The sequence below is a fragment of the Rhizobium sp. LC145 genome (genome assembly GCF_001005825.1).
Classification (GTDB): Bacteria; Pseudomonadota; Alphaproteobacteria; order Rhizobiales; family Rhizobiaceae; genus Neorhizobium.
In genome coordinates, this window is the sequence record NZ_LBHV01000001.1 from 787,902 (window position 1) to 813,733 (window position 25,832).

The 25,832-nt window shown below is 62.7% G+C and carries 26 protein-coding genes and 1 other annotated feature; of the genes, 11 read left to right on the plus strand and 15 right to left on the minus strand.

All coding sequences use genetic code 11. The features are described from left to right. Positions 1-13 precede the first annotated feature (13 nt). Together nusB and ribH are read right to left on the minus strand one after the other, a co-directional pair. A complete protein-coding gene (gene nusB / locus YH62_RS04020; protein ID WP_046793037.1) occupies positions 14-493 on the minus strand; it encodes a transcription antitermination factor NusB in 480 nt (159 codons plus the stop codon). Positions 494-497: 4 nt separating this feature from the next. Then, positions 498-953, minus strand: coding sequence for a 6,7-dimethyl-8-ribityllumazine synthase (ribH, locus tag YH62_RS04025; protein ID WP_046792814.1), 456 nt, complete (start codon positions 951-953; stop codon positions 498-500). A gap of 1,184 nt (positions 954-2,137) precedes the next feature. On the opposite strand from ribH, the gene YH62_RS04030 reads away from it, so the two are divergent. Beyond that, entirely contained in the window at positions 2,138-2,422 is a 285-nt protein-coding gene (locus YH62_RS04030; RefSeq protein ID WP_046792815.1) for an acylphosphatase, read from the plus strand. 81 nt (positions 2,423-2,503) lie between these two features. Here YH62_RS04030 and mqo read toward each other — a convergent pair whose 3' ends face one another. Beyond that, the gene (mqo, locus tag YH62_RS04035; RefSeq protein ID WP_046792816.1) at positions 2,504-4,201 is read right to left on the minus strand and encodes a malate dehydrogenase (quinone); all 1,698 of its coding nucleotides are present in this window, start codon (positions 4,199-4,201) and stop codon (positions 2,504-2,506) included. 121 nt (positions 4,202-4,322) lie between these two features. Between mqo and YH62_RS04040 the strand changes: the two genes are divergently transcribed. Continuing rightward, entirely contained in the window at positions 4,323-4,862 is a 540-nt protein-coding gene (locus tag YH62_RS04040) for a GNAT family N-acetyltransferase (protein ID WP_046792817.1), read from the plus strand. A gap of 4 nt (positions 4,863-4,866) precedes the next feature. On the opposite strand, the gene YH62_RS04045 is transcribed toward YH62_RS04040, so the two are convergent. The 7 genes from YH62_RS04045 to YH62_RS04075 all read right to left on the minus strand — a co-directional run bounded on the left by YH62_RS04045 (position 4,867) and on the right by YH62_RS04075 (position 11,415). Then, on the minus strand, positions 4,867-5,481 hold the full coding sequence (locus YH62_RS04045) for a riboflavin synthase (RefSeq protein WP_046792818.1): 615 nt from the start codon (positions 5,479-5,481) through the stop codon (positions 4,867-4,869). Beyond that, the gene (ribD, locus tag YH62_RS04050) at positions 5,481-6,569 is read right to left on the minus strand and encodes a bifunctional diaminohydroxyphosphoribosylaminopyrimidine deaminase/5-amino-6-(5-phosphoribosylamino)uracil reductase RibD (protein ID WP_046792819.1); all 1,089 of its coding nucleotides are present in this window, start codon (positions 6,567-6,569) and stop codon (positions 5,481-5,483) included. Before ribD ends, YH62_RS04045 begins: the two co-directional genes overlap by 1 nt. A 4-nt stretch (positions 6,570-6,573) precedes the next feature. Continuing rightward, positions 6,574-7,053: a transcriptional regulator NrdR gene (gene nrdR, locus YH62_RS04055; protein ID WP_046792820.1), complete on the minus strand. Its 480-nt coding sequence runs from the start codon at positions 7,051-7,053 to the stop codon at positions 6,574-6,576. Positions 7,054-7,066: 13 nt separating this feature from the next. Next, positions 7,067-8,356, minus strand: coding sequence for a serine hydroxymethyltransferase (gene glyA / locus YH62_RS04060; protein WP_046792821.1), 1,290 nt, complete (start codon positions 8,354-8,356; stop codon positions 7,067-7,069). Positions 8,357-8,533: 177 nt separating this feature from the next. Further along, positions 8,534-9,859, minus strand: coding sequence for a L,D-transpeptidase family protein (locus tag YH62_RS04065; protein WP_046793038.1), 1,326 nt, complete (start codon positions 9,857-9,859; stop codon positions 8,534-8,536). Positions 9,860-10,232: 373 nt separating this feature from the next. After that, the gene (locus YH62_RS04070; protein WP_046793039.1) at positions 10,233-10,745 is read right to left on the minus strand and encodes a MarR family winged helix-turn-helix transcriptional regulator; all 513 of its coding nucleotides are present in this window, start codon (positions 10,743-10,745) and stop codon (positions 10,233-10,235) included. 232 nt (positions 10,746-10,977) lie between these two features. Next, positions 10,978-11,415 carry a DUF6163 family protein gene (locus tag YH62_RS04075; RefSeq protein ID WP_046792822.1) on the minus strand — a complete coding sequence of 146 codons (438 nt, stop codon included), beginning with the start codon at positions 11,413-11,415 and terminating at the stop codon, positions 10,978-10,980. 114 nt (positions 11,416-11,529) lie between these two features. Between YH62_RS04075 and YH62_RS04080 the strand changes: the two genes are divergently transcribed. From YH62_RS04080 to YH62_RS04105, 6 genes are all read left to right on the plus strand, one after another. Further along, a complete protein-coding gene (locus tag YH62_RS04080) occupies positions 11,530-11,910 on the plus strand; it encodes a cupin domain-containing protein (RefSeq protein ID WP_046792823.1) in 381 nt (126 codons plus the stop codon). A 107-nt stretch (positions 11,911-12,017) separates the two neighbouring features. Continuing rightward, on the plus strand, positions 12,018-13,031 hold the full coding sequence (hemB, locus tag YH62_RS04085) for a porphobilinogen synthase (protein WP_046792824.1): 1,014 nt from the start codon (positions 12,018-12,020) through the stop codon (positions 13,029-13,031). Between the two features lie 72 nt (positions 13,032-13,103). Further along, the gene (locus tag YH62_RS04090; protein ID WP_046792825.1) at positions 13,104-13,562 is read left to right on the plus strand and encodes an RDD family protein; all 459 of its coding nucleotides are present in this window, start codon (positions 13,104-13,106) and stop codon (positions 13,560-13,562) included. A gap of 142 nt (positions 13,563-13,704) precedes the next feature. Then, on the plus strand, positions 13,705-14,466 hold the full coding sequence (locus YH62_RS04095) for an arginyltransferase (protein ID WP_046792826.1): 762 nt from the start codon (positions 13,705-13,707) through the stop codon (positions 14,464-14,466). Positions 14,467-14,472: 6 nt separating this feature from the next. Beyond that, positions 14,473-15,354, plus strand: coding sequence for a DMT family transporter (locus YH62_RS04100; RefSeq protein ID WP_046792827.1), 882 nt, complete (start codon positions 14,473-14,475; stop codon positions 15,352-15,354). Between the two features lie 19 nt (positions 15,355-15,373). Beyond that, entirely contained in the window at positions 15,374-15,652 is a 279-nt protein-coding gene (locus YH62_RS04105) for an AbrB/MazE/SpoVT family DNA-binding domain-containing protein (protein ID WP_245282035.1), read from the plus strand. Here YH62_RS04105 and parC read toward each other — a convergent pair whose 3' ends face one another. Further along, on the minus strand, positions 15,653-17,911 hold the full coding sequence (gene parC / locus YH62_RS04110; protein WP_046792829.1) for a DNA topoisomerase IV subunit A: 2,259 nt from the start codon (positions 17,909-17,911) through the stop codon (positions 15,653-15,655). Between the two features lie 209 nt (positions 17,912-18,120). On the opposite strand from parC, the gene YH62_RS04115 reads away from it, so the two are divergent. Then, positions 18,121-19,308, plus strand: a complete 1,188-nt coding sequence (locus tag YH62_RS04115; protein WP_046792830.1) for a hypothetical protein — start codon at positions 18,121-18,123, stop codon at positions 19,306-19,308. Positions 19,309-19,369: 61 nt separating this feature from the next. Here YH62_RS04115 and YH62_RS04120 read toward each other — a convergent pair whose 3' ends face one another. The 4 genes from YH62_RS04120 to YH62_RS04135 all read right to left on the minus strand — a co-directional run bounded on the left by YH62_RS04120 (position 19,370) and on the right by YH62_RS04135 (position 24,096). After that, positions 19,370-19,660 carry a phosphopantetheine-binding protein gene (locus YH62_RS04120; protein ID WP_052760337.1) on the minus strand — a complete coding sequence of 97 codons (291 nt, stop codon included), beginning with the start codon at positions 19,658-19,660 and terminating at the stop codon, positions 19,370-19,372. Positions 19,661-19,860: 200 nt separating this feature from the next. Then, positions 19,861-21,348: a SulP family inorganic anion transporter gene (locus tag YH62_RS04125; RefSeq protein ID WP_046792831.1), complete on the minus strand. Its 1,488-nt coding sequence runs from the start codon at positions 21,346-21,348 to the stop codon at positions 19,861-19,863. 68 nt (positions 21,349-21,416) lie between these two features. Then, positions 21,417-21,474: a sequence feature (sul1 is cis-regulatory element that is thought to sense ions involved in sulfur or methionine metabolism; They are found in Alphaproteobacteria), on the minus strand. A 91-nt stretch (positions 21,475-21,565) separates the two neighbouring features. Next, positions 21,566-21,886 carry a DUF1236 domain-containing protein gene (locus YH62_RS04130; protein ID WP_046792832.1) on the minus strand — a complete coding sequence of 107 codons (321 nt, stop codon included), beginning with the start codon at positions 21,884-21,886 and terminating at the stop codon, positions 21,566-21,568. 80 nt (positions 21,887-21,966) lie between these two features. After that, the gene (locus tag YH62_RS04135) at positions 21,967-24,096 is read right to left on the minus strand and encodes a HAMP domain-containing methyl-accepting chemotaxis protein (protein WP_245282036.1); all 2,130 of its coding nucleotides are present in this window, start codon (positions 24,094-24,096) and stop codon (positions 21,967-21,969) included. Positions 24,097-24,305: 209 nt separating this feature from the next. On the opposite strand from YH62_RS04135, the gene YH62_RS04140 reads away from it, so the two are divergent. Then, positions 24,306-25,178, plus strand: a complete 873-nt coding sequence (locus tag YH62_RS04140) for an alpha/beta hydrolase (protein WP_046792833.1) — start codon at positions 24,306-24,308, stop codon at positions 25,176-25,178. A 105-nt stretch (positions 25,179-25,283) separates the two neighbouring features. Then, on the plus strand, positions 25,284-25,772 hold the full coding sequence (locus YH62_RS04145; RefSeq protein ID WP_046792834.1) for an AAA family ATPase: 489 nt from the start codon (positions 25,284-25,286) through the stop codon (positions 25,770-25,772). Positions 25,773-25,832: the final 60 nt, after the last annotated feature.

Sequence of the window (25,832 nt, forward strand, 5' to 3'; positions counted from 1 at the left end):
CTTTCACCTCAGGCTACTTCTTCGCTTCGCCGCGTACCTGCTTGGCGATGCGGTCGAGAACGGCGTTGACGATGCGCGGCGGCTCCTCTTCGAAGAAGGCGCGGGCGATCTCGACATATTCGGTGACGATGACGGCGACCGGCACGTCCTTGCGCTCCAGGATTTCGAACGTGCCGGCGCGCAGGATGGCGCGCAGCGTCGAATCGAGGCGCGACAGCGGCCAATCCTCCTGCAGCGATGAGCGGATCAGCGGGTCGATCTTCGTCTGATCACGCACGACGCCCGAGACGATCGAGCGGAACCAGGCGGCATCCGCCTTCAGATAGGTATCGCCGTCGAGTTCCTGGCCAAGCCGGTGCGCTTCGTATTCGGCCACGACTTCCAGGACGCCGGTCCCGCCGACGTCCATCTGGTAGAGCGCCTGCACGGCGGCAAGGCGTGCCGCTCCGCGCTGATTGGCCGTTCTGACCGGCTGTTCCGGGTCCTTCGCCATTTTCTCAACCACCATTCAACTTCTCGCGCAGCGCGATCATCGTCAGCGCGGCGCGGGCGGCGAAGCCGCCCTTGTCCTTATCCGAGCGGCGGGCGCGCGCCCAGGCCTGCTCGTCGTTCTCGACCGTCAGAATGCCGTTGCCGATCGGCAGAGATTCCGAAACCGCCAGATCCATCAGCGCGCGGGAGGATTCGTTGGCGACGATCTCGAAATGATAGGTCTCGCCGCGAATGACCATGCCGAGCGCGACGAAGCCATGATACTCCGTTCCGCCCTCTTCCGCCGCATCGAGCGCCATGGCGATCGCGGGCGGGATTTCCAGCGCGCCGGGAACGGTCACCACGTCATAGGTCGCACCGGCTTCTTCGAGCGCGGCGGTCGCGCCTTCGAGCAGCGCGTCGGCCATGTCGTCATAGAAGCGAGCCTCGACGATCAGGAGATGGGGCTTTGTAGCGGGCATGGGTGTTCCTGGTGATAGACGGCCAACGGGCCCTTGAAATGCCGGGTCAAACCATGACGCGCGACGGAAGGCAAGTGTTTTTAACCCTCAGGTCCTCGGATCGCGCTTCGCTTTCCTCGGGTCAGGCCCGAGGACGAGGATGTCCTCGGGTCTCACTACGTTCGCCCGAGGATGACGAGTAGACGGACTCCTGCCTTGCCCTCGGGTCAAGCCCGAGGGTGACGAGTGGACGGACTCCTCTCTTGGCGATCCTCGGTTTCTTTCTTTCGTCATCCTCGGATGATCCTCGGGTTTAACCCGAGGACGAGGATCGGCCGGGACACGTCGTGTGCCTCGTATTGAATTTTATAGGTGACACGCGACGTGTCCCGTTCGGTGTGTTTTTCCGCGCAACTCCGGTCCCTCTGCGGCGGCCCATATGTTGTTGATTATTAGCCGGGCCGGGTTGTGTGCGACACACGCACGCCCCGCCGTTTCTCAGGCGAGAGGGAGACCATTTTCTGCGCAGCCCCTGACGCCCCGCCTGCATCAACGGCGGATCGAAAGGGCACCGGCCCCATCTCGCCGGCGATGCTTGACCGGTGCAGCCGAAACAGGACCGGGAGATTATGGAGCGGATTTGGAGAGCGGGGACGGAGAAATGGGTAAGTTATTGAAATATCGGGAAAGAGGTGCCGGATCATCCCCACTTGAACGAAGAGAACGGCTTGTTTGTGCGGTAGATCCTCGGGACAAGCCCGAGGATGACGAACCTTGAGGTTCTGCAAAAGGTGCCAAACTCGATGCCGTGCCTGGGCACAGCCAGCGATACCAGCCCTCGCTGCGGTGCCTCTAGTGATGCCGGCAGTGATCCAATCCTCGGCGACTGATCGGGACACCCTTGCTCCAACCTTCCCTTTCGTCATCCTCGGGCTTGTCCCGAGGATCTACGCACAAACAACAGCCTTAAGACGGCATGGGTCTTCTCGCCGTGCAGACGCACGGCGGCTGGATTCCTGTGACTGATCCCCGGATCAAGTCCGGGGACAGGAATGACGGGAGTGCGCGGCAACCGTGGCGTCCTACTTGCTCGCCGAGTGCCATCTCGACTCCACCAGCCACTCTGGCCTGCCGACCATTCCTCACCCCCTTGACGGCATCTGCCGGATCTCCATCTCAAGGGGATTGGCAGAAGGAAGACGGCCATGTCCGACGATCATGAAGCCGTGCTGGTGCGGGTAAGAGGCAGGGTACAGGGCGTCAGCTTTCGTGTCTGGACACGTAACGAAGCGGTGCGGCTCGGTCTCACCGGTTGGGTGCGCAACGAGGCGGACGGATCGGTGGCCGCGCTGATCGCCGGCCCGAAGGCTGCCGTCGCGGCGATGATCGAGCGCTTGGAGCGCGGGCCTCCCGCTGCCTCGGTCTCCAGCGTGGAGACGCAGCCGGCCGCGCCCGCCGAGATACCGAGAGAATTCCGCATCACCGGCTGACGACTCGGCAAATTCGCCAATACGGCCTGCCTCCGCGCGCCCGTCGAGGACCGCGCGGAAGCTTGTACCCGATGGCGGTTTTCAGAGCGCCATGTCCGGAACGCGGGGAACCTCGCCGGCCGGTGCGGGAGCTCCCAGAGCGGACGTGTCGATGGCCGGCGGCGCGATGGCCAATTGCAGCCGCTCGCTGGTGGCGGCCCATTCTTTGGCAAGAATCTCCGGATTTTCGTTGAGCTTCATGCCGTAGCTCGGAACGATCCTGCGGACCTTTTCCTGCCATTCGGGCGTTGCGAGCCGATCCGGGAAAACCTTTTTCAGCACATCCAGCATGATGGGCGCGGCGGTGGACGCGCCCGGCGAAGCGCCGAGCAGCGCGGCGATGCTGCCATCCCCGGACGCCACGATTTCCGTGCCCAGCTTCAGGACGCCACCCTTTTCCGCATCGCGCTTGATGATCTGCACGCGCTGGCCGGCCTGCCACAGGCGCCAGTCCTCGGCATTGGCCTGCGGGAAATATTCGCGCAGAGCCGTCAGGTGATCCTCATCCGACATCATCAACTGGCCGGCGAGATATTGGACAAGACCGAATTCGTCCATGCCGACCTTCAGCATCGGCCAGATGTTGTCGAGCGTGACGGAGGCCGGCAGATCGAAATAGGAGCCGTCCTTCAGGAACTTGGTCGAGAAGGTGGCGAAGGGTCCGAAAAGGATGACACGCTTGCCGTCGAGCATGCGGGTATCGAGATGCGGAACGGACATCGGCGGTGCGCCGACGGAGGCCTGGCCATAGGCCTTGGCGAGATGCCTGTTCACGATCTCCGGCTTTTCGCAGACGAGGAAGGACCCGCCCACGGGGAATCCGGCATAATCATCCCCCTCGGGGATGCCCGACATCTGGAGCAGCGGCAGCGCGGCACCGCCGGCGCCGAGGAACAGGAACTTCGCCCTCGTCGTGCCTTTCTGCGAGCCGTCCTTGGTGTCGACGTAAGAGACGCTCCAGGTGCCGTCGTCGTTGCGGCGGATATCCCGCACTTCGGACGAGGTGCGCAGATTGAATGCCGGCTGCTGCTTCAGATGCCCGACATACTGGCGAGTGATCTCACCGAAATTCACATCGGTGCCGAGCGGGCTCCAGGTGGCGGCGATCCTCTGCGACGGATCGCGACCTTCGATCATGAGCGGCACCCATTCGGCGATCTCGTCGTGATCGGTGGAAAAGCGCATTCCGGAGAACAGCGCGCTCGCCTTCAGCGCCTCGTGGCGCTTTTCAAGGAACGCGACATTCTCGTCTCCCCAGACGAAACTCATATGCGGCGTGGAGTTGATGAAGGAGCGCGGCTCCTTCAGGACGCCCATGTCCATCTGATGGGCGAAGAACTGGCGGGAAATCTGGAAGGCTTCGTTGATCTCCACCGCCCGGCCGATCTGGACATTGCCGTTCACGTCTTCGGGCGTGTAATTGAGTTCGGCGAGCGCGGAGTGGCCGGTGCCGGCATTGTTCCAGCCGTTGGAGCTTTCCAGCGCGACATCATCGAGCCGCTCGATCATCTCGATCGTCCAGGAGGGCTCCAGCTCGCTCAGCAGGACGCCGAGCGTCGCGCTCATGATGCCACCGCCGATGAGGAGGACATCGACCGTGGTTTCACCGGGAGCTGCCCAGCTCGGCAGCGCGGGAAGGCTGAGAGCGGCGGCGCCGGTGGCGGCAGAGCCGAGAAGTTGCCGACGGCTCATCGCGAAATCACGGGAGCGCGGATGGATGCTCTTGTTCTGGGAAGGCATCGCTCACCTCGAATGTTGGTTATCGATCCTCCCGAGGTGCGTCTATAAGGGTAAGGCAAGAGGGTGACAAGACCGCGCGCGACATCGTGACACCGGCGCAAGAGATCGGAAGGAGGGTTCAATGAACGGCATACCCACGCTCGAAACCAGAAGGCTGATCCTGAGGGCGCACCGGCTGGAGGATTTCGATGCCTATGCGGAATTCTGGGCCATGCCGGAGGTCGTCCGCTTCATCAGCGGCGTTCCGATGACCCGGGAAGGCGCATGGGGGCGGATGCTGCGCGTCAACGGCATGTGGCACCTGATGGGCTTCGGCTTCCTGGCGATCGAGGAAAAGGAGACGGGCCGGCTCCTGGGCGAGGCAGGCTTCCAGGACATGCGCCGCGGCTTCGAGCCTTCCATCGAAGGCACGCTCGAAACGGGCTGGGCGCTCATCCCCTCCGCCCACGGGAAGGGATATGCGACGGAAGCGATGGGTGCGCTGATCGCCTGGGCGGAAACGCATTTTCCGGACCGGCGGATGACCTGCATCATCAGCCCGGAAAACGAGGCTTCGCTGCGCGTCGCCTCCAAGTTCGGCTTCCGCGAATTCGCCCGCAGCGATTATCACGGCCCGATCGTCGTTCTCAGCCGCGAGAATGCGGGGTCGCAGGCGGCCTAAGCACTCAGGTCTTGGCGGGAAACTCAGCCAGGCGCGCGGCATAGCGCGCCATGGTATCCACCTCGAAGTTGACGAAATCGCCCGCCTTCCGCTCGCCCCAGGTGGTGACGGCAAGGGTATGGCGGATGAGAAGCACGTCGAAATCCGCGCCATCCACGGCGTTCACCGTGAGCGAGGTTCCGTCGAGCGCCACCGAGCCCTTGGGCGCCACGAAGCGGGCAAGATGCTCCGGCGCGCGAAGCCGGATGCGGACGGCCTCCCCTTCCGACTCGACCGAGAGGATTTCCGCCTTGTCGTCCACATGGCCGGAGACGATGTGGCCGCCGAGCTCGTCGCCGACCTTCAACGGGCGCTCCAGATTGACGCGGGTGCCCTCCCCCCAGGTGGAGATGGTGGTGAGCCGCAGGGCCTCTTCCCAGGCCTCGACCTCGAACCAGCGTTCGTTGCTGCCGTCCTGCGGCAGGCCGGTCACCGTCAGGCATACGCCGGCATGGGCGATAGACGCCCCCATGTCGATGGTCTTCGGATCGTAATTGGTGGCGATCCGGAGCTTCAGGCCCTCGTCCATGGGCGTGAGTTTCTCGACAGTGCCGACATCGGTGACAATTCCGGTGAACATCAGGAAACCCTTTCGTAATCGAATGCGCGATCGCGGCCGTAGACGCCCTCGCCGACAAGCCTGAACGCCGATGGCATATCGGATGGCGTCAGCGGGGATTCAAGCCCGCCCTCGCCTATCGCCTCGGGGCTCTGGAACAGGAGGATGCGGTCCACCAGCCCGGCATCGAGGAAGGCCCGGCCCGTGACGGCTCCGCCTTCCACCAGCAGCGAGGACATGCCGCGGGCGGCGAGCGTGGTCAGGAGGGTGGGGAGATCGGGTGTTTCGAGAATTTCGACGCCGGCGGCCTGGAGGGCTTTCATTTTACCGACCAATGCACCCCCCTCCGGCCCAGAGGGTAAAGCCACGGCAACTACCGGCACAACCTTCGCCGTCTGCACCAGTTTGGAATCAACAGGCAGTTCCAGCCGCCGGTCGAGCACGATGCGGACGGGGGACCGGTCTTCGAGGCCGGGAAGCCGGACGGTGAGCTCGGGATCGTCCGCCAGCGCCGTGCCGATGCCGATAAGGATCGCATCCGACTGGGCGCGCAGGCGATGAACCTCCTCGCGGACCTCGGGCCCGGTGATCGCCACCTCCTCGCCCCGCCGGCCGAGCATGCCATCGGCGGAAACCGCAAGCTTCAGAGTCACATGCGGGCGGCCGTTCGTCTGGCGCATGAGGTAGCCGGCGAGCGCGCGGCTCCCCTCCTCCTCCAGCACGCCGGTTTCCACCTCGATGCCGGCCTCGCTCAAGATCGCAAGGCCGCGGCCGGAGACACGCGGGTCCGGATCGGTGACGGCGACGACGACGCGCGCGACGCCGGATGCCACCAGCGCGTTGGCGCAGGGCGGCGTCTTGCCGTGGTGGGAACAGGGTTCGAGCGTGACATAGGCGGTGGCACCGCGGGCCGCCTCGCCGGCGATCGCCAGCGCCTGGGTTTCCGCATGCGGCCGGCCGCCGGGTGCTGTCACCGCCTCGCCGACGATCACGCCATCCTTGACGATGACGCAGCCGACGGAGGGATTGGTGCCGGTGAGCCCGAGATTGCGGCGCGACAGCCGAATGGCGGCCGCCATGAATTCCCGGTCCTCGGGCGCGCCGCCCATGACCTTAAGGCTCCCCGCCCGTATCGCGGGCGATCTTGGCGTTGATTTCCTGAATGACCTTCTCGAAATCCTCCGCATGGGAGAAATCGCGATAGACCGAGGCGTAGCGCACGAAGGCCACGTCATCGAGGCTCTTCAGCGCTTCCAGAACCTGCAGGCCGATTTCCTCGGAGGAAATCTCGTTCTCGCCGGAGCTTTCTAGCCTGCGGACGATGCCGGATACGGCCCGCTCGATGCGGTCGTTATCGACGGGCCGCTTGCGCAGCGCGATCTGGAAGGAGCGCACCAGCTTGTTGCGATCGAAAGGCACCTTGCGGCCGGTCTTCTTGGTGACCATCAGCTCGCGGAGCTGCACCCGCTCGAACGTGGTGAAGCGGCCGCCGCAATCCGGGCAGATGCGCCGCCGGCGGATGGAGGTGGAATCCTCCGCCGGGCGCGAATCCTTGACCTGCGTATCCTCCGAACCGCAATAGGGGCAGCGCATAAGCTCTTCCCGATCACATGTACGGATACATGGGGAAACGGTCGGTGAGCTTCACGACTTTTTCCCGCACGGCGGCCTCGACTGCGGCATTGCCCTCGTCGGAATTGGCGACCTTGAGGCCATCCAGCACTTCGACGATGAGGCGGCCGATCTCGGCGAACTCGGCTTCCTTGAAGCCGCGGGTCGTACCGGCCGGTGTGCCGAGGCGGACGCCGGAGGTGACGAAGGGCTTTTCCGGATCGAAGGGGATGCCGTTCTTGTTGCAGGTGATGTAGCCGCGGCCGAGCGCCGCCTCGGCGCGCTTGCCGGTGGCGTTCTTCTTGCGCAGGTCCACCAGCATCAGGTGGTTGTCGGTGCCGCCCGATACGATATCGAGGCCGCCTTCCGTCAGGGTCGCGGCGAGCGTCTTGGCGTTCTTGACGACCTGCGCGGCATAATCCTTGAAGTCCGGCTGCAGCGCCTCGCCGAAGGCGACCGCCTTGGCGGCGATGATGTGCATCAGCGGACCGCCCTGGAGGCCGGGGAAGACCGCCGAGTTGATCTTCTTGGCGATATCCTCGTCATTGGTCATGACGACGCCGCCGCGCGGACCACGGAGCGACTTGTGGGTCGTGGTGGTCGCGACATGGCAATGCGGGAACGGAGACGGATGCTGGCCGCCGGCGACGAGGCCGGCAATGTGGGCCATATCGACCATGAGGTAGGCGCCGACCGAATCGGCGATCTCGCGGAAGCGCTTCCAGTCCCAGATGCGGGAATAGGCCGTGCCGCCGGCGATGATGAGCTTCGGCTTGTGCTTCAGCGCCTTCTCGGCGACATCGTCCATATCGAGCAGGTGGTCGCTTTCGCGGACACCGTAGGAAATGACGTTGAACCACTTGCCGGACATGTTGACCGGCGAACCGTGGGTCAGGTGGCCGCCCGAGTTCAAGTCGAGGCCCATGAAGGTATCGCCCGGCTGCAGGAGCGCCAGGAAGACCGCCTGGTTCATCTGCGAACCCGAGTTCGGCTGAACGTTGACGAAATCAACGCCGAAGAGCTTCTTGGCGCGCTCGATGGCCAGTTCCTCGGCGATATCGACGAACTGGCAGCCGCCGTAATAGCGCTTGCCCGGATAGCCCTCGGCATACTTGTTCGTCATGATCGAGCCCTGCGCTTCGAGAACGGCGCGCGAGACGATGTTTTCGGAGGCGATCAGCTCGATCTCATGCCGCTGTCGACCGAGTTCCTTCTCGATCGCGCCAAAGATTTCCGGGTCGGATTCTGCAAGCGGACGAGAAAAGAATGCGTCGGTGTTCGACATGGGCTGAGCTCCTCGGAGGCAAGGGAAAGCGTGAGAACCGCGTCTTAACCTTACGGCCTTCCCAGAGCAATACGGGGAACGACATTTGCAGGCCGGACTCCGATTGCAAGTGCCCTAAAAACGAAAAAGCCGCGTTCGCGAACGAACACGGCTCCGTTTCCTCAGGGAGGAGATAGCTTACTGCGGCAGGAAATCTTCCTCAACCGAGCCGGCCGGCTGCTCGATGCCGGTGGTGGTCTGCAGCGCCAGTTCCTGGTTGCCGTCACGCTGGTAGATATCGTCGCGGAACTGGACAACACGGTCGGTCGCCGACCAGGCGGTGACGTAGACGATGTAGACCGGCACTTCCTGCGCCAGCTTGATCGGATTGTTCTGGCGGGTCGAGATCACCCGCTCGATCTCCTGGCGCGACCAGCCGGGCGTGTCGCGCAGAAGCCAGGTGATGAGATCGCGAACGTTCTGCACGCGAATGCAGCCCGAGGATTCGAAGCGCATCAGCTTGTTGAACAGGCCCTGCTGGGGCGTGTCGTGCATGTATTCGTTGTTCGGATTATGGAAGTTGATCTTCGTCGAGGCCATGGCGTTGATCTTGCCGGGGTCCTGCCGGAACATCAGGTTCGGCGCCTTGGGAGCAAACCAGTCGACCGTCTCGGGAGCCACTTCCTGGCCCCTGCCATCGATCAGGCGGATGTTGTTGCGGGTGAGATAAGTCGGATCCTTGCGCATCAGCGGCACGATGTCCTTCTCGACGATCGAGCGCGGCGCGGTCCAATATGGATTGAGGATGACTTCGTAGATCTTCGAGTTGATGGCGTGCGTCGGGCGATCGATACGGCCGACGACGGCGCTGTTGCGCAGGGCGACGCGGTCGTTCTCGACTGCCTCGATATAGGCTGCCGGAATATTGACCATCACATAGCGAGGTCCGAGATCGCCGGACATGGACTGCAGGCGCACGAGATTGGTCTCGAGCTGGCGCAGGCGGGTATCGGCCGGGATATTCATGGCCTTCAGCGTGTATTCGCCCATCACGCCATCGGCCGGCAGGCCGTGGCGGGCCTGGAAGCGCTTGACAGAGCCGTCGACGTAACTGTCGAACGCGTTCGACATGCCCGCGGAGCGGTCGAGGTCGCCGGAGATCATGAGGCGCTGGCGGAGCTGCTGAACGGCGGGATCGACGGCGCCGATGCGCAGCGTCTGACCCGGATTGACCTGCGGCCAACCGCCGTTGGAGACGATCATCTGGTAATCCATGATCGCCTGCTGAATATTGGCAGGACCCGAGGGACCGAGGACCGGATTGTTGGAGACGACGCTGACGGCCGAACGGGAAACCTTGGCGTCGAACTGGTCATCCCAGGTGCCGCGGCGCGGCGCGTTGATGAGATCGTCGAGAGCCGATTGCGCAAGCGCCGGTGCGGCAAGCGCGGCAGCCCCGGCGGAGACGGCCGAACGCAGCAGCGAGCGGCGGGAAATAGCTTCAGTTCCGATCTTCTTCGACATCATACTACCCATCTGGTCCCGAGCATTCGTCCATGCCTACGGGAATATGGTTAACAAACGCGCAACCGGCGCCGCCGGCCGTCCGTCTTTCGATCGAACGCAACGCTTCAAAAGTGCGATTTCGCCGGCTGTTCAATCTTGCCGGTCCCATAGCAATATGGCCAATTCGTGTCAGGTGTCCGGCGCGTCACGTTCGCGTGTAGGTGTGTGACTTTTTTGCTCTTTCCGGCCGCCTCGCCCAATGCCCGGCACACGCCCCGACCGGCATTCGGAAACGGCGAAAACCGGCTGCGCAGGGACGCATCCGGTTTGCTCTGGAGGTCTTTTTTACCCGGCGCCTTTCCCGTGGATGAGGCCGGCGCGGGTTTTGCCATTACAGGCGATAGAGGATCTGGTCGTTCCAGAAGCGGTCGAGGCGCTGCAGGAGCTTGTTCATCTGCGCGAACTCGCCCTCGCCGATGCCGCCAACCTTCTCGATCGAGCCGATGTGGCGCTCATAGAGTCTCGCCACGGTTTCTGCGATATCCTGGCCGGCCGGCGTCAGGCTGATGCGGACCGAGCGGCGATCGATGCGCGAACGCTGATGGTTGATGAGACCGAGATCGACGAGCTTCTTGACGTTGTAGGAAACGTTGGAGCCGAGATAATAGCCGCGGGAGCGCAGCTCGCCTGCCGTCAGTTCCGAATTGCCGATGTTGAAGAGGAGCAGCGCCTGGACGGCGTTGACATCGTCGCGACCCTGGCGGTCGAACTCGTCCTTGATGACGTCCAGAAGGCGGCGGTGGAGGCGTTCCACCAGGTGCAGCGACTCCATATAGAGGGAGCGGATGGTTTCTTCATGCGGATCAGCAACGGCCGGAGCCTGCGGCTTCAGTTTCGTGTTCATCATGACTGCCTCACTGTTTCGTTTGGCGGTGTATTTTTTCTTCCCGCCTTGAGACAGACCCTATCGAATGCACTTAAAATTCGAATTAAAACATATACTTAACGAGACATTAACGGATTTTTCCCGCCGCCGGGGATCGGTCACCCCTCCCCAACCCACAAAGTTCCATCCCTTGTTTTTCAATCACTTAGGAGGAATTTCCGAGCCGGATTCCGGCGCGAAAGCTTTAGGATCAAGGTAAATCAGTTCTTACCCGCTCGGCCTTGCGGCGTTCCTCCAGCCACAGAACGAGGCGGAAAAGCACGTAGACGAGCGCGACGAGGCCGTGCGTCAGCGACACGAGCATGTTCTGTCCGAAGATCTCCGGCCACATATGATACATGAGAAGCTGGGAGAGAGCGGCAAGCGCCCAGAGCACCGGCCCCCACGATACGGCGAGCCAGAGACCGAGCGAAGCGACCGGGAAGAGAACGGCAAGCGAGGAGGCCGCCACCTTCCAGGGAAGGTTGAGCAAATCGAAACGGGCCTGGCCGTTCAGCGAATAGCCCACCAGCATGCCCCAGTATTGCAGGCCGAACCAGAAGCAGGCGACAGCGACCAGCCTGAGGAAGATGACGAAAAGGATCTCCGTCAGCGTGCGCTTCGGCACGGTAGGTGAATCAGGTTCCATGTCCACACACTATCCGCCATGCCCGCCGATCGCCAGTGCCGGGCAGCCTGCACGATCGTTCAAGAGCCTCCGCCCCCGGCCTGCTAAGCATCAGCGCCAACCGAAGGAGCCGCTATGAGCAACAACAAGACTTCACATATGTCAATCAACCTCGCCGAGAAGCTGGGCCGGATTCCGGACCTCTGGCAGCCGCGCGTCGTCGCCGAGATGAACGACTACCAGTTCAAGCTGGTTCGCATCCAGGGCGACTTCATCTGGCACGATCATCCCGATACCGACGAGACCTTCATCGTGCTCGAAGGAACGCTGCGGATCGATTTCCGCGACGGCAGCGTCCATGTGGGGCCTGGGGAAATGTTCGTGGTGCCGAAGGGCGTCCAGCACAAGCCGTTTGCCGAAAAGGAGGTGAGGATGATGCTGATCGAGCCGCGGGGAACGCTGAACACCGGCCAGGAAGGCGGAGAACGCACGGCGCAGAACGACTTGTGGATTTGAGTGTTTCCACCCCAACCGGCCGGCTTGCGGCGATGGCGCGCATTCGCAAACCGGCAGGCTGCGTGATATGGAGCGGGAACGACGCATTCAAATGATGAGGCAGTTCCATGGACAAGACGCACCTGGTCGACGAGATCACCGGCCATCGCCGCATGCGGCGCAACCGCAAGGCCGACTGGACGCGGCGGATGGTGCAGGAGAACCGGCTGACCGTGGACGACCTCATCTGGCCGATCTTCATCGTGCCCGGCACCGGCATCGTCGACCCGATCGCGGCCATGCCGGGCGTCAGCCGCATGAGCATCGACAAGGCGGTGGAGGCCGTGAAGGAAGCCGCCGACCTCGGCATTCCGGCGATCGCCACCTTTCCGGACATCGAGATGGAACTGCGGGACGAGACGGGCTCCAACAGCCTGGTGGCCGACAACCTCATTAACAAGGCGACGGCGGCGATCAAGAAGGCCGTGCCCAATATCGGCGTCATCACCGACGTGGCGCTCGACCCCTTCACCAGCCACGGCCATGACGGCATCCTGCGCGACGGCGAGATCGTCAACGACGAGACGGTGGATCAGGTCGTCAGGGCGGCCGTCATGCAGGCCGATGCAGGCGCCGACATCATCGCGCCTTCGGAAATGATGGACGGGCGCATCGGGGCGATCCGCCGCGGGCTCGACGCGAGCGGTCACCAGAATGTCGGCATCATGTCCTATGCGACGAAATTCTCCTCGGGCTTCTACGGGCCCTATCGCGAGGCGATCAACACAAGCGGCCTCCTGAAGGGCGACAAGAACAGCTATTACATTTCGCCCGCCAACGGCACGGAGGCGCTGCGCGACGCCGCCCTCGACGTGGAGGAAGGCGCCGACATGCTGATGGTCAAGCCCGGCATCGCCTATCTCGATATCTGCTGGCGCATCAAGGAGGCCTTCGGCCTGCCGGTCTTCGCCTATCAGGTTTCGGGCGAATACACGCAGATCAAGGCGGCCGCGATGAACGGCTGGATCGACGGCGAGCGGATCATGATGGAGACGCTGCTCTGCTTCAAGCGCGCCGGCTGCGACGGCATCCTCACCTATTTCGCCGTGGACGTGGCCAGGAAACTGGCGAAGGGCGGCTGAGCCTTCCGGCTATATCTTGCGGATGAGGGCACTTCTTCCCATATTCCGATCGATAAACGGAGATATGCGACGATGAGCCTCGACCCGAACCCCGCCTATACCGCACCGGAGGACTGGCGCGCCTATAGCGGCGTTCTTTCCCGCCGGGTCTTCGCCTTCATCATCGACTATCTGATCGTGGGACTCTTATGGATTCCCGCCGCCGTGGTGGTCTTCTTCCTCGGCATCATCACGCTCGGGCTCGGCTGGTTCCTCTATCCGGTGCTCTACGTGGTCGTGGCGCTGCTCTATTTCGGCCTGACGCTCGGCGGACCGAGCCAGGCCACCCCCGGCATGCGCGTCATGGGCATTGCGCTGATGCGCGCCGACGGGCGCCCCATGGATTTCCTCACCGCCGTGGTGCACATGGTGCTCTTCTGGATACTCAATTCGGTGCTGACGCCGCTGATCCTGCTCGCAGGCCTGTTCCTCGAGCGCTCGCGGCTCGTGCACGACCTGCTGCTCGGCACCGTGATGGTGCGCACGAACTGACCCGGCCTCCGGGTCTCGCCGAGACGCGGCCCGGAAATATTCGTGCGAGGGGGCCGTTCCCCTAAAGGGCATGGTTGACCTTTTTCCAATCTGCGCCATGGTATGAACAGTATATGACATAGACGGGACCGGTCGCGACGCGATGAACACCCAGACGACGCCTTCACCGCAGTTCTATCTGACGGCTCCGGCAGCGTGTCCCTACCTCCCCGGCGAAATGGAGCGCAAGGTTTTCACCCATCTCGTCGGTCCGCGCGCAGCCGAGATGAACGACCTTTTGACCCAGGGCGGCTTCCGGCGTTCCCAGAACATCGCCTATCGCCCGGCCTGCGAGGGCTGCCGCGCCTGCGTTTCCGTACGCATCCTCGCCAATGAGTTCCGCCCCACCCGCTCGATGCGGCGGGTGCTTGCCGACAATCGCGATGTCGTCTCCACCGTCTATCCCGCCCAGCCCTCCACCGAGCAGTTCTCGCTCTTCCGGAGCTATCTGGACGAGCGGCACCAACGGGGCGGGATGTCGGACATGTCGGCGCTCGACTATGCGATCATGGTGGAGGACACGCACGTCAACACACGGGTGATCGAATACCGCCTTCGCCAGCCGGGCTCGGGCATCAGCGAGCAGCCGCGCGGGGAACTGCTCGCCGTCGCGCTCACCGACATGATGAGCGACGGGCTTTCGATGGTCTATTCCTTTTTCAATCCCGAGGTGGAGAGCCGATCGCTCGGCACTTTCATGATCCTCGACCACATCAGCCGCACCAAGACGCTCGGCCTGCCGCATGTCTATCTCGGATATTGGGTGAAGGGATCGGCGAAAATGGGCTACAAGACCCGCTTTCAGCCGCAGGAGCACCTGACGCCCCGCGGCTGGGAGCTTTTCGACGCCGCCAGGGAAGACTGACAGCCCATGAACGACCACAAGAAGGGCCTCGTGCTCACCACGATCGGCGGGCTCGCGCTCTCCTTCGACGTGCCGCTGGTGCGGCTCGGCCACGGCGAACTCTGGTCCACGATCGCGCTCCGCAGCACCGTCACCTTCGCCGCAAGCCTGCTGCTGTGGTTCGTCATCCGCCGCTTCAGCTCGGCGCGGCCGCCGCTGATGCCAGGCAAGGCGGGACTGCTCGCCGGCCTCTGCTACGGTCTGTCGACCATGACCTTCCTCGGCGCGGTCTTCCATACGGCAACCGCCAATGTGGTGTTCATCGTCGCCTTCACGCCGATGTTCGCCGCGCTGCTCGGCTGGCTTTTCCTGCGAGAGACACCCTCGATTTCCACGCTCGTCACCATGCTGCTGATGCTGACCGGCGTCGGGCTGATCGTCTCCGGCGGCATGGCGGGCGGGCATTTCCTCGGCGACGCGCTGGCGGCGCTGACATCGCTGCTGCTTGCAGGCGCCATCACCATAGGGCGCGCGACCCGCATAGAGATGGGCTTCGTGCCGCTGGTGGCGACCGCCCTTCCCGCGCTCGTCAGCCTCTTCTTCGTGACGGCAAACAGCTTTTCCGTGGAGGCGCCGTTCTGGGTCGCCTTCGACGGCGCGGTGATGATCCCGCTCGCCTTCTGGTGCCTGGCGACCGGCCCGCGCTATCTCTCCGGCCCCGAAGTCGGCATGTTCTACCTGCTCGAAACCATTCTCGCGCCGATCTGGGTGTGGATGATCTTCTCCGAAGTGCCCGCCGCGCGAACGCTTCTCGGCGGCGCGATCCTCATCCTCGCGCTTATCGGCTATTCGGCCTGGCAGATGCGGCGGGTGGAGAGGATGAGAACGGCAACCTGTCAAACTTCATAGTATTCCCCGGCCTCCCTCCATGGCAGAGTACGCGCCTCTACCATGGGTGGTTGTGATGGACCCGAAAGTCACTACTCAACAGATCGGCGAAGAATGCGGCGTCATCCTGCCGCGAGATGTCCTCGACCGCCTCGGGTGGAAAGAAGGCCGAACGCTCGAACTCCGCGTGGATGATACTGGCATCGAAATATTCGATGCCCAGAAAATCTCCGATAAGGAGTTCCAGCGTCAGATCTTCGCCGCCAAAATGGCGATGAGGAAATACCACAAGGCGCTCAGCGAACTCGCAAAGAGCTGATCACCCCGCGAACTTGCCGCTGCGCGGAAAGCCCTTCGGCACGACGCGGCCGGCAGCGGCCCGGTCGCCCATCCACTCCAGCAGTTCTTCCTTGTTGCGCGTGAAGGAGCGGCCGGCGCTGTCCTCCCAGGAAAGGCCATCGGCCATCGCGAAGCACTTGACGTCGGAAATGCCGCCGTCCTTGTATCGCTGCAGGCGCACGCCCTTGCCGCGCGTCATCTCCGGAAGCTGCGAAAGCGGGAAGACCAGCATCTTGCGGTTCTCGCCGACGACGGCGACATGGTCGCCCGTCACCGGGACGACGAGCTTCGTCTCGTCGGGCATCCCGACATTCATGACCTGCTTGCCCTTGCGGGTGTTGGCGATCATCTCGCTCTCGGCCACGATGAAGCCATAGCCGGCGGTGGAGGCTATCACGACCTTGCGGGACGGGTCATGCACGAAGGCGGTCAGGATATCCTGATCGTTCTCCATGTCGACCATGATACGGACGGGTTCGCCATGGCCGCGACCGCCGGGCAGCTTGTCGCCGCCGAGCGTGTAGACCTTGCCGCCGGTGGTGACGAGCAGCAGCTTGTCGGTCGTCTGCGCCGGGAAAGCCAGCTTCAGCACATCGCCTTCCTTGAAGGTGAGCGCGGCCGTATCGGAGATGTGCCCCTTCAGCGCGCGAATCCAGCCCTTCTCCGAGATGACGACGGTGATCGGCTCCTTCTCGATCATCGCCTGCTGGATGGCCTCGATATCGGCATCCGGCGCTTCGGCGAACTGGGTGCGGCGACGGCCGAGTTCGGTCGCCTTGGCGTATTTCTTCTTGACGTCCTGTATCTCGACCTCGATCACCCGCCACTGCTTGTCGTCGGAAGCGAGCAACGCCTCGATGTCAGCCTTTTCCTTGGTGAGATTGTCATGCTCGGTGCGGATCTCGAACTCTTCCAGCTTGCGCAAGGCGCGCAGCCGCATGTTGAGGATCGCTTCGACCTGCATGTCGGTGAGCGACCAGCGCTCCATCATTACCGGCTTCGGCTCGTCCTCCTCGCGGATGATGCGGATCACCTCGTCGATGTTGAGGTAGGCGACGAGCAGGCCGCCGAGGATTTCCAGGCGCCGGTCGATCGCTGCAAGACGATGGCGCGAACGGCGGACCAGCACTTCCTTGCGATGCGCCAGCCATTCGGTCAGCACTTCGCCCAGGCCCATCACCCTCGGCACGCGCCCCAGCGAGAGCACGTTCATGTTGAGGGGAATGCGGTTTTCGAGCTCGGTGAGCTTGAAGAGCGATTCCATCAGCAGCGTCGCATCGACCGTACGGCTCTTCGGCACCAGCACGATGCGGACGTCCTCGGCGGACTCGTCGCGGACGTCTTCCAGCAGCGGCAGCCTGCGGGCGATCAGAAGCTCGGCGATCTTCTCGATCAGCCGCGACTTCTGAACCTGGAAGGGGATTTCGGTAACGACGATCTGATAGCCGCCGCGGCCGAGATCCTCCGTTTCCCACCTGGCGCGAACACGGAACCCGCCGCGGCCGGTCTTATAGGATTCGATGATGGATTCCCGGCCGTCGATGATGATGCCGCCGGTCGGCAGGTCCGGGCCGGGCACGAATTCGACCAGCTTTTCCACCGTCGCATCCGGATGTTTGATGAGGTGCAGCGCCGCATCGCACAGCTCATGGGCGTTGTGCGGCGGGATGGAGGTCGCCATGCCCACCGCAATACCCGACGAGCCGTTCGCCAAGAGGTTCGGAAAGGCGCCCGGCAGAACGACCGGCTCGGAATTGGATTCGTCGTAGGTATCGCGGAAATCCACCGCATCCTGGTCGATGCCCTCGAGCAGAAGCTCGGCGACATCGGTCATCTTGGATTCGGTGTAACGCATGGCGGCGGGGCTATCACCGTCGATATTGCCGAAGTTTCCCTGGCCGTTGACGAGCGGATAGCGCAGCGAGAAATCCTGCGCGAGGCGCGCCAGCGCGTCGTAGATCGACTGGTCGCCATGGGGATGGTAGTTACCCATCACCTCGCCGACGATCTTGGCGCATTTGCGGAATGCGGCATTCGGACGAAGGCCCATCTCGCTCATAGCGTAGACGATGCGGCGGTGGACCGGCTTCAGCCCGTCGCGCACATCCGGCAGGGCGCGCTGCGTGATGGTGGACAGCGCATAGGAAAGGTAACGCTCCTCGAGCGCTGCCTTGAGATCGACCGGAAGAATGTTGTCGCCACCCTCACCGCCGGGCGGAGGCGTAAGATTTTGTCCCATGGGCCTTGACTATCGGAAAGCCTGATTCCCGGCAAGAATTGCGGGGGATCATACTGTGGATGAAAGCCGGTTCAGCGGCTTGCGATCAATATATTCACCCTCATATCCCATCGCACCGCTTGCGGGAACAGAAGACTGGACCTTTCCGAGGCTGTTTATATAAGGTCGCCTCCAAACCACACGCGGGCGGCGCCCGCCAGGAGGAATTCATGAGATATTCCAGCAAGGCTCGGCTTCTGCTCGCCGGCGCGGCCTTAAGCATCCTTTCCGGCCCCGCCTTCGCGCTGGACGGCAACGACCTTCTCACCAAGCTCAATGCGGCATTGATGCAGCAAGGCGGCCTGGTTACGGCTCAATCCGTCGATGTCGAGGGTTCGACCGTGACACTGGCGGGCGCAGCCTTCAAACCGACATCCAGCGCCGAAAGCCTGCCACTTGGCGATATCACTCTGGAAGGCGTGCAGGAAGCCAATGGCGGCTACCATGTCGAGAAGGCCAGCTTCCCGAACATCAATATCACCCAGGACAAGACCACGGTCACGGCAGCGGACATCTCGATGAGCGGCGTCTCCATTCCCGCTGAGACGACGGGCGATACACTCGACACCATATTGTTCTACGAGGAAGCCCATGTGGGGCCGATGAACGTCAGCGTAGACGGAAAGAGTGTTTTCTCCGTCGACGAGACCAACTTCACCGCGACGACCACCGAAGACAAATCCTCGATGAATTTCAGCGGCGCGATGACCGGCGTGAAAGCCGATCTCTCTACCTATCCGGATCCAAAGGCTCAGGAGGCGATTACCGAACTCGGGCTCACCACACTTGATGGCAGGGTTGATCTTGCCGGAAGCTGGGAACTCGCATCGGGTAAAATCGACCTCACCCGATATGCGCTGGATTTCAACAACATCGGCAAGCTCGACTTCCTATTCAGCCTCTCGGGCTACACTTTGCAGTTTCTGAAATCCGTTCAGGAAACGACAGCGGCCATGGAGGCAAACCCCAACAAGGAGGAAGCTCAGCAGGCGGCGAACCTGGCCATGCTGGGGCTGATGCAGCAGCTCACCTTCAACAGTGCCGAAATCCGCTTCGAGGATGCCGGCATCACCGGGCGCGCGCTCGACTTCACCGGAAAGAAGCAGGGCGTTTCCGGCCAGCAGATGGCGCAGATCGTGAAAGGCATGGCTCCGCTGATGCTGGCGCAGCTCAATGTGCCGGAGCTGCAGAACATGGTGAGCGCGGCGATCAACACCTATATCGACAATCCGGGGAACCTGACGATCAGCGCCAGGCCCGAAAAGCCGGTTCCCGTTCCGATGATCATGGGAGCGGCGATGGGTGCGCCGAACACGCTGCCCCAGGTTCTCGGCGTCACGGTGACGGCGAACGAATAACCTCTCCGCGGAGAAAATGAATCATGAAGCCCCGGCAAACTATTGCCGGGGCTTCATGTTTTTAATTCGATTTTTTGTTTGCGGCCTCGTGCAGGTCTTTGACCGTCACGAATTTCTCCTGCAGGTCGTCGGGAATACTCGCATCACAGTCCTTTTCAACGGCCATCACGATTTCTATCCTGTCCAAGTCATCCGCTCCGAGCTCCCCCAAGGAAGACGAGGTTTTGACTTCCTCAAGTGGTTTGTTGATCGTCTTCGCGACTGTGTTCTGTACCTGTTCGAGGGTGCAGGCTGCATTCGCGGTCATCGGAGCCAGGATCAGCAGTCCAATCAGTGACACTTTGGCAAGCATTGCATTTCTCCTCCATTCAAGAGCGGTTGGATGCGATGCTGCAGCCTTAAGGTGCGGCACTAATTTATATATACTTAAAGTTTATTTATGTAAATGCCTGCACGCAATGCGCGGCCAACCGGCCCGCCCCCACGGGCGAGGGCGAAACGCTGCCGCATTTCACGACAACGATTCAGATTGGAAGCCAGTCACTCCCCTGATTATTGGCTCGCCGAACTTGCGAAGGCCGCGTGCTCCTTGTCGTGCAGCGCGAAGCGGTCGATCATGCGGGCGCTTGCCTCGTTGACGCCCCGGACGGTGACCTCGACGCCGCGCCGGCGGAACTTCAGCACGACGTCATCGAGGGCGCCGACGGCCGAAATATCCCACAGATGGGCCTCGGTGACGTCGATCACGACCTTCTTCACCGGCTCCTCGAAATCGAATGATTTCACGAGACTTTCGGTCGACGCGAAGAATATCTGCCCATCCACGTGATAGATGCGCGCCGTCCCGTCCTCGACGGATTCCGAGCGGACATGGAACAGGCGCGCGACCTTGCCGGCAAAGAAGACGCCCGAAAGCAGCACGCCGACAAGCACGCCCTTGGCGAGGTCGTGGGTTGCCACGACGGTAAAGACCGTCGCCAGCATGACGATGGAGGACGGCAGCGGATTATGGCGAAGGTCGCGGATCGAGCGCCAGGAGAAGGTGCCGATCGAGACCATGATCATCACCGCAACGAGCGCGGCCATCGGGATGATGCGGACGAGATCGTCCAGCACCAGGATGAGAAAGAGCAGGAACGCCCCGGCCACGAAGGTGGAAAGCCTTCCGCGCCCGCCGGAGGACACGTTGATGACCGACTGGCCGATCATGGCGCAACCGCCCATGCCGCTGATCAGACCGGAGGCGATGTTGCCGAGACCCTGCCCCACGCATTCCTGGCTCTTGTTGCTTGTCGTATCGGTCATGTCGTCGACGATCTTGGCCGTCAGCAAGGACTCGAGCAGGCCGACAGCGGCAAGCGCCAGCGAATAGGGGAAGATGATCTCCAGCGTCTCCCAGGTCAGCGGCACGGTCGGCAGCGCGAAAACCGGCAGCGCCGAGGGCAATTCGCCGAGATCGCCGACGGTGCGGATATCCATGCCGAGAAAGACCGAAACGCCGGTGAGAACCGCGATCGCCACCAATGGCGACGGGATAGCTTTCGTGACACGCGGAAAGAGATAGATGATCGCAAGACCCGCAGCGATCATGACATAGGTCTCCACAGGCACGCCGATGAGTTCCGGCAACTGCGCCATGAAGATGAGGATCGCCAGCGCATTCACGAAGCCGGTCATGACCGACCTGGACACGAAGCGCATGACGCGGCCGAGCTTGGCGAAGCCCGCCAATATCTGCAGAACGCCCATCAGCAGCGTGGCAGCGAAAAGATACTGCAGCCCATGATCGCGGACCAGCGTGACCATCAGCACGGCCGTTGCCGCCGTCGCGGCGGAGATCATGCCCGGCCGTCCGCCCGTGAAGGCTGAAACGCAGGCGATCGCGAAGGACGCAAACAGGCCGACTTTCGGATCGACACCTGCAATGACAGAAAAGCCGATTGCTTCAGGAATGAGAGCGAGGGCGACGACGATGCCCGAAAGAATATCGGCACGGATGTTGGAAAACCATTCGCGCTTGTAAATGGAAAGACGGTTCATATCTGGATTTTTCGCAAAAGGACGCATCGGCCGAGTAAGGTCGCGGCTGTGGGATTATCGATGCCTTGCGTTGTCTGGCGGATCGGCGGCCAGAAGAGCCACCCGGGAATCTCACCCAGGTCCTTGTGAATGGCCGTTCTATAATGGGGATGGCGCCGCGGCGCAACCTTTGCAGATGGGAGCGCAGGCAGGCGGTCCGACCTGCGCTCCGCTCAGATCACTCCAGAACCTGGATGACCGTGCGGGTCTGAGGATTGACGACCACGCGACGCTCGTTGACCACCGTATAGGCGTAGTCGTTATAGCCTTCCACCTGGTGGATATCCATGGTTTCCGGCAGCGTCGAGCCGACGACGACTTCGCCTTCATAGGCGACCGAGGGAACCTCGTGCTCCATGATATAGGTCCGGACTTCGCCCGGCAGGGTTACCGTGGTCGAGCCGGTGACGGCCGGGTCCTTGGTAATGACCGTCGTCTGGGCGTAGGCGATGCCCGAAAGGGCCATCAAGGCCGCGGCGGCCAGCAATGTCTTGCGCATCTTCTTTCTCCTCACGCTTCTGCTGGCGTCCGAACCTCCGCCCGTGGAGAAAGTTCCCCGAGACCGCCAGCGGCGCGCAGTCACAAGCGGCTATTGGCCACGCGCGGGAAAGGCTCCACCACCGCTACCGCCGGGGCCGGCGCTTCCGCATCCAGCCGGAACATCGAGACCAGTTCGCGCAGATGGGCCGCCTGATCCGCCAGCATGGCGCTGGCGGCATTGTTCTCCTCCACCATGGCCGCGTTCCGCTGGATGCCCTGCTCCATAGTGTTGACGGCGGTATTGACCTCTCCGAGGCCGAGCGACTGCTCGCGCGCGGCAAGCGCGATCGCCTCCATCTGCGTGTTGATCGAACGGATACGGGTGCTGATCTCCTCGAGTGCTGCGCCGGTATCGCGCACGGAACGGGCGCCCTCCTTCACCTCCGCCGCGGAGCCCTGGATGAGGCCCTTGATCTCGCGCGCGGCGGCGGCGGAACGCTGCGCCAGCTCCCTGACCTCATGGGCGACCACGGCGAAGCCGCGACCGGCGTCCCCTGCCCGCGCAGCCTCGACGCCGGCATTGAGAGCCAGAAGGTTCGTCTGGAAGGCGATGCCATCGATCACGCCGATGATGCTGGAGATCCGTTCCGACGACTGCTCGATGCGCTGCATGGCGCTGACCGTTTCGCCGACGAGATTGTTGGTGCGCACCGCGCTCTCATCCGCCTGCCTTGCCGCCTCGCGGGCTTCCCTGGCGCGTTCCGCCGCGCTCGTGACATTGGCGGTGATCTCGTCGAGCGCCGCCGCGGCCTCCTCCAGCGAAGCGGCCTGGCTTTCGGTCCTGCGCGCCAGATCGCCGACGCTCTGGCTGATTTCCCGGCTGCCGCCATCGATCGACTGGCTTGAGCCGACGATGTCGCGCATGACGCCGGCAAGCTGGCGGAGCGTCTGGTTGAGGTCGGCGCGAAGGGCCTCGAAATCGGGCGCGAAGGGCTCCGTCAACTGGAAGGACAGGTCGCCTTCGGCCAGACGGCGCAAACCGGCTGCAAGACCGCCGGTCGCCTGGATGAGCTTTTTCCGGGCGTCTGCCTCCGCCGCGGCCTGCATGCGCAGGCGCTCGCTTTCGGCCCTTGCACGCGCCTCTTCCGCCTCCTCCTCCAGGCGGCGATTGGCAAGCGCCGATTGCCGGAAGACCTCGAGCGCATTGGCCATGGCCCCGAATTCGTTGCGCTGCCCCTGGCCGGGTACGGTGATATCGAGTTCGCCGCCGGCGAGCCGGCGCATCGCCCCCGTCACCGCCAGGATGGGGCGGGTGATCGACCTGCCGATCACCCAGACGCCAGAGAGGAGAATGGCGACGGTGCCGACCAGCAGACCGGCGACGATCGTCAGATTGCGCTCCGCGACCTTCCGGTTTTCCGCAAGGGTGGCGGCTTTCTCCGCCGCGTTGCTTACGAGGACGTTCGCCACGACCGGCTCGATGGCGCGGTAGTTCGCCGAGACCTTGAGCCGCGCTTCGGCCTCACGCAGGCTGGCCTCCGCATAGAACCGGAAGGCGCTCCGGTAGACGTCGAGCGCATCCAGAACGCGGGTGCGCTGCGCACCGGGGCGGAAAGCCTTCTTGACCAGAGCCGTGAAACTCTCCGCCTCACCCGAATGTTTCTCCATATAGGAGGGATCGCGCCTCAGGATGAAATCCTTCTCATGGCGGCGCATCATCAGCATGCTGGCGCGGATTTCCGCATCCTTGACGGTCTGAAGCTGGCCCTCGATGGAATGGACGGCCCCGCGCATGGCGCCTTCCAGCCCGCCGTCCTGATCGAGCCCCAATTCCTCGTTGCTGCGCACAAGCAGCTCAAAATCCGCCTCGTAGCTATCGAGGCCGCTCGCCAGGCGATCGAGTTCGGCGGCAAGCCCGCTATCGGCGGAGACTTGCAGGGCATCAAGGACATTGCGCGCCTCTAGAAGAGCAGCCTTGAACTTGCCCGCCGAAGCCAGATCCTTGTTCAGGAGAAAATCCTGTTCCCACAGCAGGCTATCGCGAAGCCCCGCGCTCATGCGGGCGACATCCACCTCGCGCTGGGTCAACCGATCGGCCGCGGCGCGATAATCTGCCTCGATCCGGCGCTGCCCGAAAAAGATCGCGGCAATGGTGAGGATGCCGGCGAGCGCCACGACGGCCAGCATCATGACGCGATGGGAAATCCTGAGATTGGAAAAAAGGGACACGTTCCAACTCCGCTTATTCAAAAATCGAAGCCACAACTGCCCCTGAAGGCCTTAAGCAAAGCTCAACCGAAGACGAAACTTCCGTGACAATTTCGGGGCCTGTACGATCTCTGGCGCGAGAATGTACGCCAGCACGAGCGGGCATTTCCTGGAACGTTACCCGTGCTTGAGAATTTGAGCGATCAGATGGTCAGGAGAGGAGACCGGACATGGGCACTGTGACCCGGCAGCGATTTCGTCTGTCCAACGGCGCGGAATTATCCTTTCTCACCGCGGGAGAGGCATCCAGACCCGCCGTGCTGCTCCTGCACGGACTACCGAATTCCGCGCGGATGTTTCGGGACGTGATGTCCGAACTGGCGGAGACCGCCTACCTCATCGCGCCCGATCTGCCCGGCTTCGGCGAATCCGACGTGCTGCCGGCGGTCTCGTTTGCTGCCTTCGGCGACGCCGTCTCGGAACTCATGGACCATTTGGCGATCGGGCCGCGCCATATCTATCTGCATGACTACGGAGCACCCGTCGGTTTCCGGATTGCCATGCAGGCGCCGGAACAGGTCCTCGGCCTCATCATCCAGAACGCAAACGCCCACCTGACCGGGCACGGGCCGAACTGGGCCGAAACAAAGGCCTTCTGGGCTCATCCCACTCCGGAAAACGAGGCGGCGGCGACAGCGCATCTGACATTCGAGGGCACGCGCGACCAGTACATCGCGCATGTGCCACCGGACATAGCGGCGCGCATTTCCCCCGAAAGGTGGGAGGAGGACTGGCGGGTGATGTCCCTGCCCGGCCGGATGGAGACGCAATACGCGCTGCTCAAGGACTATGGGAATTATATCGCCCGTTTCGACGACCTCGCCGAATATCTGGCGCGCTGGCAGCCACCTTCCGTGATGATCTGGGGACGGCATGATCCATATTTCGAGCTTGCCGAGGTCCTGTCATGGATGCAGGACCTGCCGAGAATGGACGCCCACATCCTCGATTCCGGGCATCTCCTCCTGGAAACCCATTCGGCCGAGGCTGCGCCCCTCATGCGGGATTTCATCAGGCGCACCGAAGGACGCCGCGGGACCTGAGATTTCACGCGCCCGGTTGCAAGTCTCATCGTGATGACCCTAAGAGTGAAACTTGGGATAACCACACGATAAGGTCGCTTGCCGTTCCACGCAGGGAGGAAACGCATGAAGCGCGTGCTGATCACCGGCATGTCCGGCACCGGAAAATCTTCCGTTATCCGGGAATTGGCCGCCCGAGGATATCGAGCCTACGATCTCGACACGCCCGAATGGTCCGAATGGGTCGATACCGCTCCTTCGGATGCGCTCTCTCCCGCCGAAGGAAAGGATTGGGTCTGGCAGGCGGATCGCGTTCGCCAGCTCCTTGGCACGCCAGGGAACGGGACGTTGTTCATCAGCGGCTGCGCCGAGAACATGGAGAGTGTCTATCCCTTGCTCGACACCGTGATCCTTCTTTCTGCTCCCGTGGAAACCATCATGGAGCGGATCGCGGGGCGATCTGCCGATGGTTACGGCAGCACCGCCGAGGAGCGGCGGAAAGTCGCGGAACTCATCTCGACCATCGAGCCTCTCCTGAGGGGGGCCGCCCATCACGAGATCGACACGAGAGGGCCGATCCCGGCCACGGTCGACGAGATCCTTCGAATGGCATAGCCCGGTTCATTGCTGGGGTAGCCTGAAAGCCGAAAGGGCTTGCCTTTCTGCAAAGGCAAG

Excerpts from the sequence above, each read along its gene's own strand:
- YH62_RS04040 (WP_046792817.1), top strand. The coding sequence starts at position 4,323 with ATGAACGGCATACCCACGCTCGAAACCAGAAGGCTGATCCTGAGGGCG.
- nrdR (WP_046792820.1), bottom strand. The coding sequence starts at position 7,053 with ATGCGCTGCCCCTATTGCGGTTCGGAGGATACGCAGGTCAAGGATTCG.
- YH62_RS04065 (WP_046793038.1), bottom strand. The coding sequence starts at position 9,859 with ATGTCGAAGAAGATCGGAACTGAAGCTATTTCCCGCCGCTCGCTGCTG.
- YH62_RS04030 (WP_046792815.1), top strand. The coding sequence starts at position 2,138 with ATGTCCGACGATCATGAAGCCGTGCTGGTGCGGGTAAGAGGCAGGGTA.
- YH62_RS04080 (WP_046792823.1), top strand. The coding sequence starts at position 11,530 with ATGAGCAACAACAAGACTTCACATATGTCAATCAACCTCGCCGAGAAG.
- YH62_RS04070 (WP_046793039.1), bottom strand. The coding sequence starts at position 10,745 with ATGAACACGAAACTGAAGCCGCAGGCTCCGGCCGTTGCTGATCCGCAT.
- YH62_RS04095 (WP_046792826.1), top strand. The coding sequence starts at position 13,705 with ATGAACACCCAGACGACGCCTTCACCGCAGTTCTATCTGACGGCTCCG.
- hemB (WP_046792824.1), top strand. The coding sequence starts at position 12,018 with ATGGACAAGACGCACCTGGTCGACGAGATCACCGGCCATCGCCGCATG.
- YH62_RS04045 (WP_046792818.1), bottom strand. The coding sequence starts at position 5,481 with ATGTTCACCGGAATTGTCACCGATGTCGGCACTGTCGAGAAACTCACG.
- YH62_RS04075 (WP_046792822.1), bottom strand. The coding sequence starts at position 11,415 with ATGGAACCTGATTCACCTACCGTGCCGAAGCGCACGCTGACGGAGATC.
- nusB (WP_046793037.1), bottom strand. The coding sequence starts at position 493 with ATGGCGAAGGACCCGGAACAGCCGGTCAGAACGGCCAATCAGCGCGGA.
- ribD (WP_046792819.1), bottom strand. The coding sequence starts at position 6,569 with ATGGGCGGCGCGCCCGAGGACCGGGAATTCATGGCGGCCGCCATTCGG.
- YH62_RS04140 (WP_046792833.1), top strand. The coding sequence starts at position 24,306 with ATGGGCACTGTGACCCGGCAGCGATTTCGTCTGTCCAACGGCGCGGAA.
- mqo (WP_046792816.1), bottom strand. The coding sequence starts at position 4,201 with ATGCCTTCCCAGAACAAGAGCATCCATCCGCGCTCCCGTGATTTCGCG.
- YH62_RS04115 (WP_046792830.1), top strand. The coding sequence starts at position 18,121 with ATGAGATATTCCAGCAAGGCTCGGCTTCTGCTCGCCGGCGCGGCCTTA.
- YH62_RS04105 (WP_245282035.1), top strand. The coding sequence starts at position 15,374 with ATGGCAGAGTACGCGCCTCTACCATGGGTGGTTGTGATGGACCCGAAA.
- YH62_RS04100 (WP_046792827.1), top strand. The coding sequence starts at position 14,473 with ATGAACGACCACAAGAAGGGCCTCGTGCTCACCACGATCGGCGGGCTC.
- YH62_RS04125 (WP_046792831.1), bottom strand. The coding sequence starts at position 21,348 with ATGAACCGTCTTTCCATTTACAAGCGCGAATGGTTTTCCAACATCCGT.
- parC (WP_046792829.1), bottom strand. The coding sequence starts at position 17,911 with ATGGGACAAAATCTTACGCCTCCGCCCGGCGGTGAGGGTGGCGACAAC.
- YH62_RS04130 (WP_046792832.1), bottom strand. The coding sequence starts at position 21,886 with ATGCGCAAGACATTGCTGGCCGCCGCGGCCTTGATGGCCCTTTCGGGC.
- ribH (WP_046792814.1), bottom strand. The coding sequence starts at position 953 with ATGCCCGCTACAAAGCCCCATCTCCTGATCGTCGAGGCTCGCTTCTAT.
- YH62_RS04090 (WP_046792825.1), top strand. The coding sequence starts at position 13,104 with ATGAGCCTCGACCCGAACCCCGCCTATACCGCACCGGAGGACTGGCGC.
- YH62_RS04120 (WP_052760337.1), bottom strand. The coding sequence starts at position 19,660 with ATGCTTGCCAAAGTGTCACTGATTGGACTGCTGATCCTGGCTCCGATG.
- YH62_RS04145 (WP_046792834.1), top strand. The coding sequence starts at position 25,284 with ATGAAGCGCGTGCTGATCACCGGCATGTCCGGCACCGGAAAATCTTCC.
- glyA (WP_046792821.1), bottom strand. The coding sequence starts at position 8,356 with ATGTCGAACACCGACGCATTCTTTTCTCGTCCGCTTGCAGAATCCGAC.